This window comes from Stutzerimonas sp. NM35, from assembly GCF_054604355.1.
On the sequence record NZ_CM137728.1, the window covers coordinates 1,030,025 to 1,046,146 of the forward strand.

Here is a 16,122-nt window from a genome sequence, read left to right on the forward strand (position 1 = left end):
CCTAGGGTCGACAAAAAAGGACTTTCAAGATGACCACAACCCTGAAAAGAGTAGGAGTTTCCGGCACAGGCATGATTTCGCGTTGCTTCGTTCGCCTGATCATGCAGCACTATCCAGATCTGCGGATAACCCGTGTCCTCACGCGCCGGGGCATCGATGCGATCGATGATTTTCCGCTCAGGGAGGCGCTGACCAACTCCATTGATGACCTTGTCGAGCACTCTGATCTTATCGTCGAGTGTTCCGGCGATGTGTTTTTCGGTACGCAGGTCATCGAACGCGCTTTCGAAGCCGGCTTGCCGGTCGTCACCGTGAACGCTGAGTTGCAGGTCACCACGGGTTCCTGGCTGGCAGGCAAGGGGCTGCTCACCGAAGCGGAGGGCGATCAGCCAGGCTCGCTTGCCGCTCTGCACGAAGATGCCGTGCAGATGGGCTTCAAACCGCTCGTGTACGGCAACATGAAGGGCTTTCTCAACCACAACCCCAGCCGGGAAGACATGGCTTACTGGTCGAAGCGGCAGGGGATCAGCATCGATCAGACCACCTCGTTCACCGATGGCACCAAGGTGCAGATCGAGCAGGTGGTGGTGGGCAACGGCTTTGGCGCGAGCATTTCCCGGCCTGGGCTGGAGGGCCTGGCCTCGACCGACCTCAACCGCAGCGCCAGTGTGCTTGGGTTGATCGCGGAAAATCTCGGTCAGCCGATAGTGGATTACGTCATACCCAGCGGTTATCCGGCGGGAGGTGTCTTTCTGGTCTGTCGTCACGATGAAGCCCAGGCTCCGGCCATCGAGTATTTCAAGTTGGGTCCCGGCCCGTACTACGTGCTGTCGCGGCCCTTCCATCTCTGTTCCCTGGAGGTCGGCAAGACGGTACGCAGGGTGCTGGCCGGTGGTGGAGTGTTGCTGAACAACTCGACGAAACCGACGCTGGGTGTCGCGGCCATGGCCAAGCACGAGATGAAGCCCGGCGAGATCATCATGCGCGGCATTGGTGGTTTCGATGTGCGCGGCGAAGCGATACGCCTCGCTGACGAACCTGAGCACGTGCCTATCGGCCTGTTGCGCAATACCGTGCTCAAGCGTGCGCTCGAACCTGGCCAGATGATCACCTTCGATGACATCGAGCTTCAGCCGAGCCGCGTGCTGGATATCATTCTCCAGCAGCGTCAGGACGCGGGCAGGGCAGATGCTCTCGCAGTCAACAACTATGCCAGGGCGACACTGTAAGTGCCTGCCTGAGCATCTACGGAATCAAGAGGTTGCCAGCTCTTGCGTGCTGGCGCCTGTTTCGCTGCCGGCACTCACCGCATTCCAGACATCCTGCACTATCCGAACCACTGCGCCGCCGAAGCAGTTCGCTTCGGACAAGGCCTCCTGCTCGTTTTCGAATATCGCCAGTACGCTGCCGTATGGGTAGACGACTCCCCATCGCTCGGCCCCAGTAACTGCAGTCTTTGTAGTGTCCATCTGATTTTCTTCCCTGGAACTGTTGCGAGATATGACGGAATACAGTCACTTAGATAGCACGGCGTCAAAGCGCCGGCAATCGCCGTTCAGCGGAGGATCTGTGCAGGGCTGCAGCAGTCGGACCGGGCGCGCTTTTACGCAACTGTTCGGCCAGTGCCCTGGTGAATTCCTGTGCGGCTGACCAGCGTAGATGTACCGCATCGACGAAGGCATTCTCCGGCGTGTTCCAGTCCTTGTCGGCGTTCCAGTAGGTGCCGCCAGTCGTGGCCAGGGCACCGGCGATACGCCTGTCGAAATCGGCAAGGAAGGCGCCGTCCGGGTCGTACTTTTCTTTCCACTCAGGGTGCAGCGGGGTGGAAACGACCATCAGCGTGCGGCCTTCGTGTTGCAGTCGTGCGCTCATTTCCAGCAGCGCATCGAAGCAGTTGCGGTCCAGCGCATCCGGGCGGCCATACATCAGGTGGCGGGTGTTGTCGGTCCGCAACGGGCCGTCGCCGAAGCGATTGAACACCAGCGGGTCCCATTCGATCTGACCGGCGCGCTGCGCCTTTACGGTCAGGGCGTTGCGGGCGAGGGAGGCGGGTGCGAAATAGCGCATGTAGTAGCCCCAGTGCGATGCGCCCTCGTACACATAAGGGCTGACATGCTCGCGGTTGAATACCGCTGTCGGAGCCTTCCAGCAGCCGGCGAAATCCTGTGGATTGGCGATCATCACGACGCTGCGAATGCTCGGCTCGCGGTCGAGCAGCCAGTGGCCAACATAGGTCGACTGATTGGCGAACAGCCCGCAGAAAGCGCCGTTCATGGGCCGCAGGCGGGGCATGGCCTGGACCAGGGCGTTGCCATCCACATGCCGCCAGGCCACCGATGAGCCGATGACCAGAAGATTGGGCGAGTCAATCGGGTTGCCTCGCAGGAAGTTGAGTTTCTCGTCGACACAGAGATTGTTGGAGAACGCCGGTGGCGGCAGGTTGCCGGTTCGCTCCAGGCCGAACAGCGTCAGGCAGAACAGCCCCAGTGCGCCGAGCAGACCGGCAACCACGGACAGCAGATAGCGCGTGCGGACCCGGTCCGGTGCGCTGGCTGCCGCTTGCTCGCCGGTGTTGCCGGACCCGGATGCTTCGGCGGTGTAGGGCATGGTCTACCTTCCTGCGAGTCTGGCGCTGATGACCTGGGCGAAGTGACCGACGTTGCGCAGCGATTCCAGCTCCGCGGTGCGGAACTTGATGCCGAAGCGCTGTTCGGCGGCGACCGTGAGCATCACGTGGGTCTGGCTGTCCCAGCCCTCGATGTCATTGGCGGTCATTTCCGGAGTCAGCACGATGCTGTCGTCGTCGAACACGTCGTGAAAGACCGGGGTGAGTGCCTCGATTACGTCTGCTTCGGTCATGTCTTTACCTCGATGAAGTGGCGGGAGGAGCGGTTGGAACCGAGGGCGTAGCGCCAGAAGGTCGCGGCCTCGACGGGCGCCGGATGCTGGACGAAGCCCAGCCGTGGATAGTGTTCGGCGACCATGGCGTTGCGTTCGGTGGGCCGGTATTCGCCGATCAATGCACCGTAGCCCGCCGTGCTGGCCGCCTTGGCGAGCACGTCGAGGACGGCTTCTTCGACCTGCCGGCCCAGCACGCGACAGCTCATCAGCCAGCTGTCGATCAGCAGCTCGTCGTCGGCGACGGTCGCGTCCGGTCGGGCCAGCACCACGCTGATCAGACCGTTGTCGCCGAACTTGTCGGTCAGGCGGATCGCCAATGCGACCGAGCGCGGGTCGCCGGCGATGCGCTCGACCTCCGCCTCGCTGTAGCGGCGTGTGGTGAGGTTGAACTGATTGGTCTTGTTGATCAGCTGGGTGCTGCGGACAAGTTCGGCGGCACCGATGGGCGTGGCGTGCAGCACCATCTGCAGTCCGCGCAGGTAGCCTTCCATGTCGGTGGCCTGGCTCATGGCGGCCTTGCGCTCGGCGTTCAGCGCATAATTGCGCCCGCGCGTGGTGTCGTCCGTAGTAAAGGACACCGCTTCGAAATAGCCGGCTGCGGCGACACGTGCCGGGTAGTCGGCTACGTCTTCGGGCAATTCCGGCACCGCCACCTCTGGTAGCTCGCGCCGCACAATATCGCGCTCGGCCGGGTTGTCATCGACGAAGACCAGGCTGTCCAGACCGATATCCAGCATCGAGGCGATGCGCCGCAGGTTGCCGGCCTTGTCTTCCCAGTTGGCGACGAAGGCGGCGATGTCGCTGCGTTTGAGTGCCATTTCAGGATGGCTGAACGCCGCCTCGGCGATGCTCAGGTCGTTCTTGCTGCACACCGCGAGGATGATCCCGCGCCGCGCCAGCAGCGCCGCGTAGCGCTGGAAGGCAAGGAAGGCTTCGCCGCTGGGCGAGCCCTGGCCCAGATGAATGCCATCGAGGCCATCGTCACCGATCACGCCGCCCCACAGCGTGTTGTCCAGATCCAGCACCAGGCATTTGCGCGACAGACCGGCGCTGGCGGCGGCGATGCGTGCCAACTGGTCGCCATACAAGGGCGCCAGGTTCGGGCTCACCAGCTGCTTGGCCTGGTGCCAGCGCAGCGGTTCGGCCAGGCCGTCGCCGTAGCTGCCGCGCGCCGCTTCCCAGGCGAGATCCATCAGCAGCACGCCGTCTTCCCGGGCGGCGCTGCGGATGGCTGCATTCAAGCGATCGATCACTGCATAAGGTGCCGCAGGCACCAGTGCCTCGAACGAGCCGAAGATGGCTGGATCGGCGGGCACCAGGGTTTGCTGTACCACCTGGGCGGCGAAGCGTTCACGGGCGCGACGCCAGAGCAGGCGCAGCTCGTCGACACGCTCGGTCACGGCTGCATCCACATCCTCCGGCGAGGCCTCCAGCGGCAGTTGCAGGGGCGCGTCGCGGACATCCAGCGCCAGGACGATCAGTTGCGGAGCGAAGCTCGTCAGCGCCGGGTCGTCCATCAGCAGTGCCTGGCGGTACATGCCATAGGGCGCGACATGCACCGAGAGCGCCAAGCGCCGCTGCAAGCCGGCGACGCGAATCGCCGGCATCAGGTGATCCACCGTATGCGAGGCGAGCAGCGCGATACGCAGAGGCCGCAAGCCTGAAACGGATGCTCCGCCGTTGGCCACCGCCTGCAAGCCTTCGCTTGCCAGCCGGTCCAGGCGGGTGGTCAGGGTGAAGTCCCGTCGATAGCCTGCGAGCCGTGTGGCCGCTGCGAGCCGTGCGAGCGGGTCGGGCTCGCGCTTGGCTTCGCCGATAGCGGCGCTCAGGTCTGGATGTTCGGCTAGCCAGAGAAGCTGATCCATTAGCCATTCGCTCCTTTTGCGTCAGAACTGGAAGTAGAGAAACTCGGTAGGCGCCACGGAGAACGCCACGGCGAGAGCGAAGAAGCCCAGTACGCCGATGGCCACGCCGATGACCGGTGTCGGGCTCCACGAGGCGGCGGGAAGCCAGCGCAGCAGCCAGCTTTCGCGTGGCTGTGCATCCAGGGCGGTGCGGAAACGCGCCATCCATTGCTGCACGTTGGGCATCAGCCAGACGAAGGCGAGCAGCAGTGCCAGGGTGAGGTAGTCCGACTTGTCGAACTTGGTGCTCAGCTCGCTCAGGCCGAGCATGCCTGACAGCATCGCCAGCGCCGCCGGGACGCTTTCGGCACGGAAGAACACCATCGCCACGACCACGCAGAGGAAGGTCAGCAGCACGGCGGCGCAATGATGCAGGCGCTTGTCGCTGTCGAGCGGCAGGCCCCGGCGCGCCTTCCAGGCCCGGAAGCCATGGGCGACCACCAGGTAGAAGCCATGCAGCAGGCCGAACACCACGAACTGCCAGCCTGCGCCATGCCAGATGCCGGAGATGAACATGGTCAGCACGGTGGGGTAGGCCACCAGGACGACGAAGGTGCCCAGGCTCATCTTCCCCCGGCGAGGCAGTGGTTTGCCCGCCGCCATGCGTGAACGGGTGATGCGCATGACGATGGGGTTGTAGATATAGGCCGTGAGAAAGCGCGTCAGCGTCATGTGCCAGCGTGACCAGTAGTCGATGAGGTTGTGCGCCTTGAACGGGCTGTTGAAGTTCACCGGCAGGCGCAGCCCGAACAGCAGCCCCAGGCCTATGGCCATATCGCTGTAGCCGGAGAAGTCGAAGTAGATCTGCAGCGTATAGGCGAGCGCGCCGAACCAGGCGTCGTAAAGCGCCGGAACGCTGCCGTCGGCAGCGACCGCGAAGATCGGCGAGGCCTGGGCGCCCAGCGGGTCGGCGATGATCACCTTCTTGAACAGGCCGAGCACGAATATCGTCAGGCCCAGAGAGATATTGTCCAGCCGCGGACGAAAGGTGCTGTGGTCCTTGAATTGTTTGAGCATCTCGCCGTGATGGGTAATCGGGCCGGCGATCAGTTGCGGGAAGAAGCTGATGAACAGGCAGTAATTGACGAAATCATGTTCGCTCACTTCGCCGTCATGGGCGTCCACCAGATAGGCGATCTGCTGGAAGGTGAAGAAGGAAATCGCCAGCGGCAGGATGATATCGCCCACCGACCAGCCCAGGCCAAAGGCCTCGTCGAGTGTGCCGAACAGGAAGCCGGTGTACTTGTAGTAGCCGAGCAGCGCCACGTTGGCCCCGACGCCGAGCACCAGCAGCGTCCGCGATGGCCTGCGCCTCAGGCATCCACCGATCAGGTAGTTTGTCACCATGCTGCCGATCAGCAGTGGCACATAGACGGGGTTCCACCAGCCGTAGAACACCAGCGACGCCAGCGTCAGCCAGATGGCGGCAGAACGTTGCCTGCCAGACCCTGCAAACAGGATAAAGCCAAGAAGAACCACCGGCAGAAAGCCGGCGATGAACACCATGGAGTTGAAGAGCATCGGTCTTTCCTTTGCGAGTCTTCAATGCCGTCCCAGTCGAGACGGCGGCTGCTTGCGAGCATCCATTGCCGAATGCTCGCCCCTCCCATTGCACGCAACGAAATGTCGCGTTGCAGCCAGGCCTCGTTCCTTGTCGCTACTACGGAATCAGATCCCAGTCCGTTAACTGCGACACTGTCTGTAACGAAAAATTTGCGCCGCTCGTCGTCCGCTGGGGGAACCAATTGCGATAGCTGGAAAAAAGAAACCCCGCATGAGCGGGGTTTCGTCAGTAACCGAAGCGCGATGTCTTATGTCGGTTTTTAGGTGAGGAAATAGAAACAGCCGGAAATGACCACGCCCGAGTACACCAGGATCAACAGGCAGTAACCCATGATGTCGCGTGCGCCGAGGCCGACGATAGCCAGAATCGGCAGCGCCCAGAACGGCTGGATCATGTTGGTCCAGGCATCGCCCCAGGCAATCGCCATGGCCGTGACCGCCGGAGCCACGCCCAGGGCTTCGCCAGCCGGCAGCATGATCGGGCCTTGCACCGCCCATTGGCCACCACCGGACGGCACGAAGACGTTGACCAGGCCGGCACTGAGGAAGGCCAGCATGGGGAAGGTATCGACCGTCGACCAAGCGATGAAGGTGTCGGTGATCTGTTTGCCCAGCGACAGGCCGTCGGCATTGGCGCCGACCATCATGCCCATGATCCCGGCGTAGAAGGGGAACTGGATGACGATGCCGCTGATGCCGCCGATGCCGTCCTGCACCGCACGCATGTAGCGCTCCGGCGAACCATGCAGCGCCAGGCCGATGAACAGGAACAGGCCGATGACGATGTTCAGCGTCAGCGCAAAACCGTTCTCGGCGAAATAGTAGATGAAGTAAACGGCGCCCAGGGCAACGATGATCAGGTTCAGTATTTTGCTGTCATCCAGGCGCTGTGCGATGGTTTCGTGTGGCAGCGGTTCGTGTACCGGGTCGACCAGCAGGGCCGGGTCGGCGACTTTTGGCTGCTTGGGGTGCATGGCCCAGTTAAGCAGCGGCAGGCCGATGACCAGCAGGGCAATGATGGTCAGATTGAGGGGCGTGAACAGGGTATCGCCGACGCCAATGGCGGAGGTGATGACCCCGCCGGTCATGCGCTCCAGGTCGGCGCCGCCGCTGGCCAGCGACAGCGGGACCGAACCGGACAGGCCGCCATGCCAGATGAGGAAGCCCGAATAGGCCGCCGCCACCAGCAAGGGGTAGTCGACGCCCTTGACCTCGCGCGCCAGGGCGCGGGCGAATACGGCGCCGATCACCAGACCGAAGCCCCAGTTGATCCAGGAGCCAGCCAGCGCGACCAGTGTCACCATGACCACGGCGCGACCTGGCGTGCGAGCTATTCGAGCCAGACCGCCCAGCAGACGGTGGATGGCCGGTGCGCTGGCCAGGGCATGGCCGGTGACCAGAATCAGTGACATCTGCATGGCGAAGGTCAGCAACGTCCAGAAGCCGGTGCCCCAGTGCCTGGCCATGGCGGGCAGGCCCTGGCCGGTCGTCATCATGCTCGCGGCCAGCACGAACAGGCTGAGGAGAATCGCAAATACGAACGGTGAGGGCAGGTAACGCTGGACGAGCCTTACGCTCAAGGCGGTAATGGTGTTAATCATCGTTGAAATCCTTCTTTATTCTTTTTGTCAGGCATCGCCTGCCATGCCCATGACGACACAGCGCAGCGAGCCCTTGGTTGTTGCTTGCACGATGCTCAATGTGACAGGGCGTGCTGAAAATCAGCTCCGTTCCAGTGCCAGCGCCACACCCTGGCCGCCGCCGATGCAGAGGGTCGCGAGTCCCTTTTTCGCATCGCGGCGGATCATTTCGTGCAGCAGGCTGACCAGGATCCGGCAGCCGGAGGCACCGATGGGATGGCCAAGGGCGATGGCGCCGCCGTTGACGTTGACCTTGCCCGCATCCCAGCCCAGCTCCTGGCCGACCGACAGCGCCTGGGCGGCGAAGGCTTCGTTGGCTTCGATCAGGTCCAGTTCATCCAGCGTCCAACCGGCTTTGTCCAGGCAGCGGCGAGTGGCCGAAACGGGGGCAATGCCCATGACCGCCGGGTCTACGCCGGCATTGGCGTAGGCCTTGATGCGCGCCAGCACCGGCAGCCCGAGCGCCCTGGCCTTGTCCGCGCTCATCAGCAGCACCGCCGCCGCACCGTCATTGAGCGAAGAGGCGTTGCCGGCGGTGACCGAACCTTCCTTCTTGAAGGCAGGCCTGAGTTTGGCCAGCGCTTGGGCAGTGGTGCCGGCGCGTGGCTGCTCGTCGGTGTCGAAACACAGCGGCTCGCCCTTGCGCTGGGGGATTTCGATAGGCGTGATTTCATCTCTGAAACGACCGGCCTCGATGGCCGCAACGGCCTTCTGCTGCGAGGCGGCGGCGAAGGCATCCTGCGCTTCACGGCTGATGCCGTACTGGTCGACCAGGTTTTCAGCGGTGATGCCCATGTGGAAATCGTTGAAGGCATCCCAGAGGCCATCGCTGATCATCGTATCGACCAGCTCGGCATGGCCCATGCGCAACCCGGTGCGCGCCTTGGGCAGTACGTAGGGCGCCAGGCTCATGTTCTCCTGGCCGCCGGCGATGATCACCTCGGCATCACCGCAGCGAATCGCCTGGGTCGCCAGGTGCAGCGCCTTGAGGCCGGAGCCGCAGACCTTGTTCAGGGTGAAGGAGGGGACTTCATGCGGCAGGCCGGCCTTGATCGAGGCCTGGCGCGCCGGGTTCTGGCCGGCGCCGGCGGTGAGTACCTGGCCGAGAATGACCTCATCGACTTCGGCGGGGTTCAGCCCGGTCTGCTCCAGCAGGTGCTTGATCACGGCGGCGCCCAGCTCCGGCGCGGGGATATTGGCCAGCGCGCCCTGGAAGGCACCGATGGCAGTACGGGTGGCGGCGACGATAACGACGTCTTGCATGTTCTTGCTCCGATCAAATGGGTTAACAGACCGTCGAAAAAATATTTTCAACGGCCTGTCAAAAGGTCATTTCCGGTACATGGTCGGGCACCACCAGCTTACCGGCGGTCTTGGCGACGATTTCCTCGACGCTCACGCCCGGCGCGCGCTCCTTGAGCACGAAAGCGCCGTTCTCGATTTCCAGGTAGGCCAGATCGGTCAGTACGCGCTTGATGCAGCCGGCGCCGGTCAGCGGCAGGTTGCACTGGGGCAGCAGCTTGGATTCGCCATCCTTCGAAGCGTGGGTCATCAGCACGATGATGTTTTCCGCACCGGCCACCAGGTCCATCGCGCCGCCCATGCCCTTGACCAGCTTGCCGGGGATCATCCAGGAGGCGATGTTGCCGTTCACGTCCACCTCGAAGGCGCCGAGCACGGTCAGGTCGATATGGCCACCGCGGATCATCGCGAAGGATTCTGCGGAGTCGAAAATGGAGGCGCCAATGCGTGCGGTGACGGTCTGCTTGCCGGCATTGATCATGTCGGCGTCCAGTTCTGCCTCGGTGGGAAATGCGCCCATGCCGAGCAGGCCGTTCTCCGATTGCAGCATCACTTCCATGCCTTCGGGCACGTAGTTGGCGACCAGCGTCGGGATGCCGATACCGAGGTTGACGTAAAAGCCGTCCTGCAATTCGCGGGCGACGCGCTGGGCCATTTGTTCGCGGGTTAATGCCATGGGACTTTTGCCTCTTGTTCTTGGTTTAGTCGCAGGAGTCAGCTGCGGACGGTGCGCTTCTCGATGCGCTTCTCGAAGGTGCCGCAGATGATGCGGTCGACATAGATGCCGGGCGTGTGGATCTGCGCAGGGTCGATTTCGCCGGGTTCGACGATTTCCTCGACCTCGACCACGGTGATCTTCCCGGCTGCTGCGGCCAGTGGGTTGAAGTTCTGCGCGGTGTGGCGGTAGATCAGGTTGCCGTAGTGGTCGGCTTTCCAGGCCTTGACGATGGCGAAGTCGCCGGTGATGGCCTGTTCGAGAATGTGCGGACGACCGTTGAATTCGCGCACTTCCTTGCCTTCGGCAACGGGCGTGCCGTAGCCGGTGGCGGTGTAGAAGGCCGGAATTCCGGCACCGCCGGCGCGCATCTTTTCGGCCAGGGTGCCCTGGGGCGTCAGCTCGACTTCCAGCTCGCCATCGAGCAACTGCTTCTCGAACAGGGCGTTCTCACCGACATAGGAGGCGATCATCTTGCGGATCTGCCGGTCTTCGAGCAGCAGGCCAAGGCCGAAGCCGTCGATGCCGCAGTTGTTGGAGACCACCGTCAGATCGCGTGTGCCTTTGCGCTTGATCTCGGCGATGAGGTTTTCCGGGATGCCGCACAGGCCGAAGCCGCCGGCAAGAACGGTCATGCCGTCCTGCAATCCTTCCAGCGCCTGGGCATAACTGCTGACGCGTTTGTCGAAACCAGCCATGGATAAGTCCTTCTTGTTTTTTGGGAGACTCGCTGCAATCGAGTGTTTCTCCGAGCGAGTCATTTGTTAAGTTGATTTTTAAGCACTATTGATTGTTGATTCGAAACAGTTGACGGGTGAATACTCGCTTCGTCTCCGCATTCGAGAGTGGATAAATGACAGTCAAGCAGCTGCGCGCCTTCCTTGCCGTCGCACAATCGCTGAGCTTCGTGCAGGCCTGCGAACGCCTGCACCTGTCGCAGTCGGCGCTGAGCCTGACCATCAAGGCGCTGGAAGAAGGTCTGGGCGGGCGGCTCTTCAGTCGCACCACGCGGGCCGTCAGCCTGACGCCTGAAGGTGAAGTGCTGCTGCCGTTGGCGCGTCGGCTGCTGGCTGACTGGGATAATGCCGAGGACGAGTTGCGCCAGCGCTTCACCCTGCGCCAGGGGCGGGTGACGCTGGCGTCGATGCCTTCCTTCGCCGGTAACCTGCTGCCGCCGGTGCTGCGTTCGTTTCGCCAGCACTATCCCTCGATCAGCGTCACCGTGCATGACGTCATCAACGAGCAGGTCATGGAGATGGTGCGCGACCGTCAGGTCGAACTGGGCATCGCCTTCGAGCCCGAGCCCGGCATGCCACTGGATTTCACGCCTTTGTACAGCGACCGTTTCGTGGCCGTGGTGCCCGCCGGTTCGGCGCTGGCCGGCTGCGCCGAACTGGCCTGGCAGCAGTTGCTCGATTATCCGTTCATCACCTTGCAACGACCGTCAACGGTGCGTTTCATGCTGGAAGACCATCTTCGTCAGCGTGGCCGGGTGTTGCCGGTGCAGTTCGAAAGCCACCAGTTGGCAACCGTCGGTCGCATGGTCGCCAGCGGCCTGGGTGTCAGCGCAGTGCCGGCACTGTGTCGGGCGCAGATGCTCGAACTGGGCGCCCGCTGCGTCGCATTGACGGAGCCGGTGATCGAGCGACCGGTCGGCATCCTCACCAAACCCGGCCATGAACTGTCGGTCGCGGCGCAGGCCATTGCCGATACGCTACGGGCGGCGGCGGATTATCCAGATACTGGCGAGGCGGTTGTGTCTGGAAAGTGACCGGCTGGTCATTGTCCTTGGAAAACGTGCGATTATCGGGCAGGTCGGCTGTTGGGCCTTGGTCTTATCTCCTATGCTTCAGGCCAGCGATATTCTGTTCGTGATCAGAGCCGCCATTGCGCGCTCTGGCATGACGACAGGCGAGGGCGTGGGAACAGGTTCTGACAACGCCCGGCTTCACCAATAACTATAAGAGTGCCTTGTGATGGTCAGTCTGCTGGGTGCAAGAAATACGGTTTTTGAACATGCCGATCCCCATATGGTGTCGGACTACGTCAATCAGCATGTCGGTACGCACTGCATTCAACTGCCGCGCGCTGGTAGCCCGCAGGCCAGTCTGAGCCATTGCAGTTTCGGCAAGCTGGACCTGTGTCAGATCAGCTATGGCGGCAGCGTGCATGTCACCTCTCCTGCGCTGGAAACCATCTACCATCTGCAGTTGCTGCGGCGTGGCCACTGCCTGTGGCGTGGGCGCGGCCAGGAGCATTACTTCACCCCCGGTGAGCTGCTGCTGATCAATCCGGACGATCCTGTCGATCTGATTTATTCCGACGATTGCGAGAAGCTGATCGTCAAGCTGCCGGCTTCTTTTCTCGAACAGGCCTGCACCGACAACCAGTGGCGTGCACCGAGCGAAGGCATTCGCTTCGCGGCCAGCCGTTACGATCTAGGCAAGCTCGAAGGCATCGAGGGTCTGATCGGCCTGATCTGCCAGGAAGCGAAAGCCGAGCACTGCGTTGCACAACTGCAGGAACAATACGGCCGCATCATCGCCTCGAAGCTGCTATGCACCCTTGCCAGCAATATTCAGCGTGAGCCGCTGGGGGACAGCTGCCCCTCGTTCGGTCGGATCACCGACTACATCGACGAGCACCTGAAAAAGGATATTTCCGTCGAGCAGCTGGCCCAACTGGCGCACATGAGCCCGCGCTCGCTCTACATGCTGTTCGAGCGCAGGGTCGGCACCACGCCCAAATCCTATATTCGCCAGAAGAAGCTGGAACAGATTTACGGTCGCCTGAGCGATCCTTCGGCCAAGGTTCGCAACATCACCGAAATCGCCATGGACTACGGCTTCCTGCACCTGGGCCGTTTCTCGGAAAGCTACAAGAGCACTTTCGGCGAGCTGCCGTCCGACACGCTGCGCCGCCACCACTGAGTTTCCTTCGAGCTGTCCCTGACCTGCGGCAGCTCCTTTTCCTTCCCTCCCTTCTCTAATTTCCCGCTCCCGCTCCCGCTCCCGGTAACAGGCAGCGGGCGGCGGGCTTGTGTCTGTGTGTGCGGCTTCATGTCGCATTGCAGGAAGCGGATAGAGGTGCTGCAGAAAACGGATATTGATGGTCCTTCGTGCGCCGTAACCTTCATCACGTAGAAACAATAACAATGGAGGCCCCGGCCATGTCCCTGGGAATCGAATACCTTGATTCGCTGCTTGAAGAAGACAAAGAGAAGGGCATCTTTCGCTGCAAACGCGAGATGTTCACGAATCCCCAGCTGTTCGATCTGGAAATGAAGCACATCTTCGAGGGCAACTGGCTTTATCTCGCCCATGAGAGCCAGATCCCCGAGAAGAACGACTACTACACCACCCAGATGGGGCGTCAGCCGATCTTCATTGCGCGCAACAAGGAAGGCGAGCTGAATGCCTTCATCAATGCCTGCAGCCATCGTGGCGCGATGCTCTGCCGTTTCAAGAGCGGCAACAAGGCCACCTATACCTGCCCCTTCCATGGCTGGACCTTCAACAACTCGGGCAAGCTGCTCAAGGTCAAGGACCCCAAGGAAGCGGGCTATCCGGACAGCTTCGATTGCGACGGCTCCCACGACCTGAAGAAGGTTGCGCGCTTCGAGTCCTACCGTGGCTTCCTGTTCGGCAGCCTGCGTGAAGATGTCGCCCCGCTGGAAGACTTCCTCGGCGAGTCGAAGAAGATCATCGACATGGTGGTCGACCAGTCTCCGGAGGGCATCGAGGTGCTGCGCGGTTCCTCCAGTTATGTCTTTGGCGGCAACTGGAAGCTGACTGCCGAGAACGGCGCCGACGGCTATCACGTCACCGCCGTGCACTGGAACTACGCCGCCACTCAGAATCAGCGCAAGCTGCGCAACGCCGGTGAAGAAATCCGCACCATGAGCGCCGGTGGCTGGGGCAAGAAAGGCGGTGGTTTCTATTCCTTCGAGAACGGCCACCTGCTGCTCTGGACCCGCTGGGACAACCCCGAAGACCGCCCTTTGTACGCGCGCCGCGACGAAATGGTCGCCGAGTTCGGCCAGGCCCGCGCCGACTGGATGATCGGCAACTCACGCAACCTCTGCCTGTACCCGAACCTGTACCTGATGGACCAGTTCGGCTCGCAACTGCGCATCGCCCGACCGATTTCGGTGGACGAAACCGAGGTCACCATCTACTGCATCGCGCCCAAGGGCGAGAGCGCCGAAGCGCGCGCGCGCCGCATTCGCCAGTACGAGGATTTCTTCAACGTCAGCGGCATGGCCACACCGGACGACCTGGAAGAATTCCGTGCCTGCCAACAGGGCTTTCAGGGGCGCGCCATGGAATGGAACGACATGTCACGTGGTGCCAGTCACTGGATCGACGGACCCGATGAAGGTGCCAAGGAAATCGATCTGTACCCGCTGCTCAGCGGAGCCCGCTCCGAAGATGAAGGCCTGTTCGTCATGCAGCATCGCTACTGGCAGGAACAGATGATCAAGGCTGTCGAGGCAGAACAGGAAAAACTGATTCACGTGGAGGGCGCGTAAATGACCATTTCCTACGAAGCCGCGCGCGATTTCCTCTACCGCGAAGCGCGTTACCTCGACGACAAGGAGTGGGATGCCTGGCTCGAACTCTACGCACCGGATGCATCGTTCTGGATGCCGGCCTGGGATGACCGCGACCGGCTCACCGAAGATCCGCAAAGCGAAATTTCGCTGATCTGGTACGGCAACCGTGGCGGCCTGGAAGACCGCGTGTTCCGCATCCGTACCGAGCGTTCGAGCGCCACTATTCCGGATACCCGCACCAGCCACAACATCAGCAATCTCGAACTGCTGGAGCAGGCCGATGGCTTGTGCAAGCTGCGCTACAACTGGCACACCATGAGCTTCCGCTACAAGGCTGTCGATCATTTTTACGGCACCAACTTCTACACGCTCGACGTGCGTGGCGAGAACCCGCTGATCAAGGCCAAGAAGGTCGTGCTGAAGAATGACTACATCCGCCAGATGATCGACGTGTACCACCTCTGAGGGCGCAGCCATGACCTACAACATTGCATTGAATTTCGAAGACGGCGTGACCCGCTTCATCGAAACCAATCTCGGCGAAACCGTCGCCGATGCCGCCTATCGTCAGGGTATCAACATTCCGCTGGACTGCCGCGACGGTGCCTGCGGTGCCTGCAAGTGCTTCGCCGAGGCGGGCAGCTACGACCTGGGCGATGAGTACATCGAGGACGCCCTGAGCGAAGACGAAGCCGAGCAGGGCTACGTGCTGACCTGCCAGATGCGCGCCGAAAGCGACTGCGTGGTGCGTGTGCCGGCCTCATCGCAAGTGTGCAAGACCGAGCAGGTCAGTTTCGAGGCGGCGATCAGCGACGTGCGTCAGCTCTCCGCAAGCACCATCACCCTGTCGGTCAAGGGCGAGGCACTGAACCAGCTGGCCTTCCTGCCGGGGCAGTACGTCAACCTCAAGGTGCCGGGTAGCGACCAGACCCGCGCCTACTCCTTCAGCTCGCTGCCCAGGGATGGCGAAGTCAGCTTCCTGATTCGCAATGTGCCGGGCGGGCTGATGAGCAGCTTCCTCACCGGCCTGGCCAAAGCTGGCGACAGCCTGACCCTGGCAGGTCCCTTGGGCAGTTTCTACCTGCGCGACATCAAGCGTCCGCTGCTGTTGCTGGCGGGCGGAACCGGCCTGGCGCCGTTCACCGCCATGCTGGAAAAGATCGCCGAGCAAGGCAGCGAGCATCCGCTGCACCTGATCTACGGCGTAACCCTGGACCACGACCTGGTGGAAATGGACAAGCTCGAGGCGTTTGCCGCGCGCATCCCCAATTTCACCTACAGCGCCTGCGTGGCCAGTCCGGACAGCGCTTATCCGCAGAAGGGCTATGTCACCCAGCATATCGAGCCCAAGCACCTGAATGACGGTGAAGTGGATATCTACCTCTGCGGCCCGCCGCCGATGGTCGAGGCCGTCAGCCAGTTCATCCGTGAGCAGGGCCTGCAACCGGCGAACTTCTACTACGAGAAATTTGCCGCCAGCGCCTGAGCGGACGAACGGCTTCTGTAGGAGCGGGCCATGCCCGCGAAAGAAGGCCAGCACAC

General features: G+C 62.1%; 15 protein-coding genes. 6 read left to right on the forward strand and 9 right to left on the reverse strand.

Features of this window, described 5'->3' with window-relative positions:
- Positions 1–71: 71 nt before the first annotated feature.
- A complete protein-coding gene (locus tag ACYCFC_RS04955) occupies positions 72–1,229 on the forward strand; it encodes an NAD(P)-dependent oxidoreductase (protein WP_459653952.1) in 1,158 nt (385 codons plus the stop codon).
- A 24-nt stretch (positions 1,230–1,253) separates the two neighbouring features.
- Here ACYCFC_RS04955 and ACYCFC_RS04960 read toward each other — a convergent pair whose 3' ends face one another.
- From ACYCFC_RS04960 to ACYCFC_RS05000, 9 genes are all read right to left on the reverse strand, one after another.
- Positions 1,254–1,469 (reverse strand): hypothetical protein, encoded by a 216-nt coding sequence (locus tag ACYCFC_RS04960; protein ID WP_181086403.1) that lies wholly within the window; start codon positions 1,467–1,469, stop codon positions 1,254–1,256.
- A gap of 64 nt (positions 1,470–1,533) precedes the next feature.
- Positions 1,534–2,607, reverse strand: coding sequence for a hypothetical protein (locus ACYCFC_RS04965; RefSeq protein ID WP_459653287.1), 1,074 nt, complete (start codon positions 2,605–2,607; stop codon positions 1,534–1,536).
- Positions 2,608–2,610: 3 nt separating this feature from the next.
- Entirely contained in the window at positions 2,611–2,859 is a 249-nt protein-coding gene (locus ACYCFC_RS04970; protein ID WP_181086402.1) for an acyl carrier protein, read from the reverse strand.
- The gene (locus ACYCFC_RS04975) at positions 2,856–4,766 is read right to left on the reverse strand and encodes an HAD-IIIC family phosphatase (protein WP_459653288.1); all 1,911 of its coding nucleotides are present in this window, start codon (positions 4,764–4,766) and stop codon (positions 2,856–2,858) included. Before ACYCFC_RS04975 ends, ACYCFC_RS04970 begins: the two co-directional genes overlap by 4 nt.
- Before the next feature lie 21 nt (positions 4,767–4,787).
- Positions 4,788–6,326 carry an MBOAT family O-acyltransferase gene (locus ACYCFC_RS04980; RefSeq protein WP_459653289.1) on the reverse strand — a complete coding sequence of 513 codons (1,539 nt, stop codon included), beginning with the start codon at positions 6,324–6,326 and terminating at the stop codon, positions 4,788–4,790.
- Positions 6,327–6,628: 302 nt separating this feature from the next.
- A complete protein-coding gene (locus ACYCFC_RS04985; protein ID WP_181086399.1) occupies positions 6,629–7,969 on the reverse strand; it encodes a short-chain fatty acid transporter in 1,341 nt (446 codons plus the stop codon).
- 120 nt (positions 7,970–8,089) lie between these two features.
- A complete protein-coding gene (locus tag ACYCFC_RS04990; RefSeq protein ID WP_459653290.1) occupies positions 8,090–9,271 on the reverse strand; it encodes an acetyl-CoA C-acetyltransferase in 1,182 nt (393 codons plus the stop codon).
- Positions 9,272–9,329: 58 nt separating this feature from the next.
- Positions 9,330–9,986 (reverse strand): CoA transferase subunit B, encoded by a 657-nt coding sequence (locus ACYCFC_RS04995; protein WP_459653291.1) that lies wholly within the window; start codon positions 9,984–9,986, stop codon positions 9,330–9,332.
- 38 nt (positions 9,987–10,024) lie between these two features.
- Positions 10,025–10,723 carry a CoA transferase subunit A gene (locus ACYCFC_RS05000; protein ID WP_459653292.1) on the reverse strand — a complete coding sequence of 233 codons (699 nt, stop codon included), beginning with the start codon at positions 10,721–10,723 and terminating at the stop codon, positions 10,025–10,027.
- 155 nt (positions 10,724–10,878) lie between these two features.
- On the opposite strand from ACYCFC_RS05000, the gene ACYCFC_RS05005 reads away from it, so the two are divergent.
- The 5 genes from ACYCFC_RS05005 (at position 10,879) to benC (ending at position 16,066) form a co-directional block, all read left to right on the forward strand.
- Positions 10,879–11,796: a LysR family transcriptional regulator gene (locus tag ACYCFC_RS05005; protein WP_459653293.1), complete on the forward strand. Its 918-nt coding sequence runs from the start codon at positions 10,879–10,881 to the stop codon at positions 11,794–11,796.
- A gap of 205 nt (positions 11,797–12,001) precedes the next feature.
- Positions 12,002–12,955 carry an AraC family transcriptional regulator gene (locus ACYCFC_RS05010; protein WP_459653294.1) on the forward strand — a complete coding sequence of 318 codons (954 nt, stop codon included), beginning with the start codon at positions 12,002–12,004 and terminating at the stop codon, positions 12,953–12,955.
- A 239-nt stretch (positions 12,956–13,194) separates the two neighbouring features.
- Positions 13,195–14,556: a benzoate 1,2-dioxygenase large subunit gene (gene benA / locus ACYCFC_RS05015; RefSeq protein WP_459653295.1), complete on the forward strand. Its 1,362-nt coding sequence runs from the start codon at positions 13,195–13,197 to the stop codon at positions 14,554–14,556.
- Positions 14,557–15,045 carry a benzoate 1,2-dioxygenase small subunit gene (benB, locus tag ACYCFC_RS05020; protein WP_459653296.1) on the forward strand — a complete coding sequence of 163 codons (489 nt, stop codon included), beginning with the start codon at positions 14,557–14,559 and terminating at the stop codon, positions 15,043–15,045.
- Between the two features lie 10 nt (positions 15,046–15,055).
- Complete coding sequence (gene benC / locus ACYCFC_RS05025; RefSeq protein WP_459653297.1) at positions 15,056–16,066, forward strand: benzoate 1,2-dioxygenase electron transfer component BenC; 1,011 nt, start codon at positions 15,056–15,058, stop codon at positions 16,064–16,066.
- Positions 16,067–16,122 lie beyond the last annotated feature (56 nt).

What these genes read in the sequence shown, in the direction of transcription:
- ACYCFC_RS04955 (WP_459653952.1), top strand. Translation starts at nt 72, where the DNA reads ATGATTTCGCGTTGCTTCGTTCGCCTGATCATGCAGCACTATCCAGAT.
- ACYCFC_RS04960 (WP_181086403.1), bottom strand. Translation starts at nt 1,469, where the DNA reads ATGGACACTACAAAGACTGCAGTTACTGGGGCCGAGCGATGGGGAGTC.
- ACYCFC_RS04965 (WP_459653287.1), bottom strand. Translation starts at nt 2,607, where the DNA reads ATGCCCTACACCGCCGAAGCATCCGGGTCCGGCAACACCGGCGAGCAA.
- ACYCFC_RS04970 (WP_181086402.1), bottom strand. Translation starts at nt 2,859, where the DNA reads ATGACCGAAGCAGACGTAATCGAGGCACTCACCCCGGTCTTTCACGAC.
- ACYCFC_RS04975 (WP_459653288.1), bottom strand. Translation starts at nt 4,766, where the DNA reads ATGGATCAGCTTCTCTGGCTAGCCGAACATCCAGACCTGAGCGCCGCT.
- ACYCFC_RS04980 (WP_459653289.1), bottom strand. Translation starts at nt 6,326, where the DNA reads ATGCTCTTCAACTCCATGGTGTTCATCGCCGGCTTTCTGCCGGTGGTT.
- ACYCFC_RS04985 (WP_181086399.1), bottom strand. Translation starts at nt 7,969, where the DNA reads ATGATTAACACCATTACCGCCTTGAGCGTAAGGCTCGTCCAGCGTTAC.
- ACYCFC_RS04990 (WP_459653290.1), bottom strand. Translation starts at nt 9,271, where the DNA reads ATGCAAGACGTCGTTATCGTCGCCGCCACCCGTACTGCCATCGGTGCC.
- ACYCFC_RS04995 (WP_459653291.1), bottom strand. Translation starts at nt 9,986, where the DNA reads ATGGCATTAACCCGCGAACAAATGGCCCAGCGCGTCGCCCGCGAATTG.
- ACYCFC_RS05000 (WP_459653292.1), bottom strand. Translation starts at nt 10,723, where the DNA reads ATGGCTGGTTTCGACAAACGCGTCAGCAGTTATGCCCAGGCGCTGGAA.
- ACYCFC_RS05005 (WP_459653293.1), top strand. Translation starts at nt 10,879, where the DNA reads ATGACAGTCAAGCAGCTGCGCGCCTTCCTTGCCGTCGCACAATCGCTG.
- ACYCFC_RS05010 (WP_459653294.1), top strand. Translation starts at nt 12,002, where the DNA reads ATGGTCAGTCTGCTGGGTGCAAGAAATACGGTTTTTGAACATGCCGAT.
- benA (WP_459653295.1), top strand. Translation starts at nt 13,195, where the DNA reads ATGTCCCTGGGAATCGAATACCTTGATTCGCTGCTTGAAGAAGACAAA.
- benB (WP_459653296.1), top strand. Translation starts at nt 14,557, where the DNA reads ATGACCATTTCCTACGAAGCCGCGCGCGATTTCCTCTACCGCGAAGCG.
- benC (WP_459653297.1), top strand. Translation starts at nt 15,056, where the DNA reads ATGACCTACAACATTGCATTGAATTTCGAAGACGGCGTGACCCGCTTC.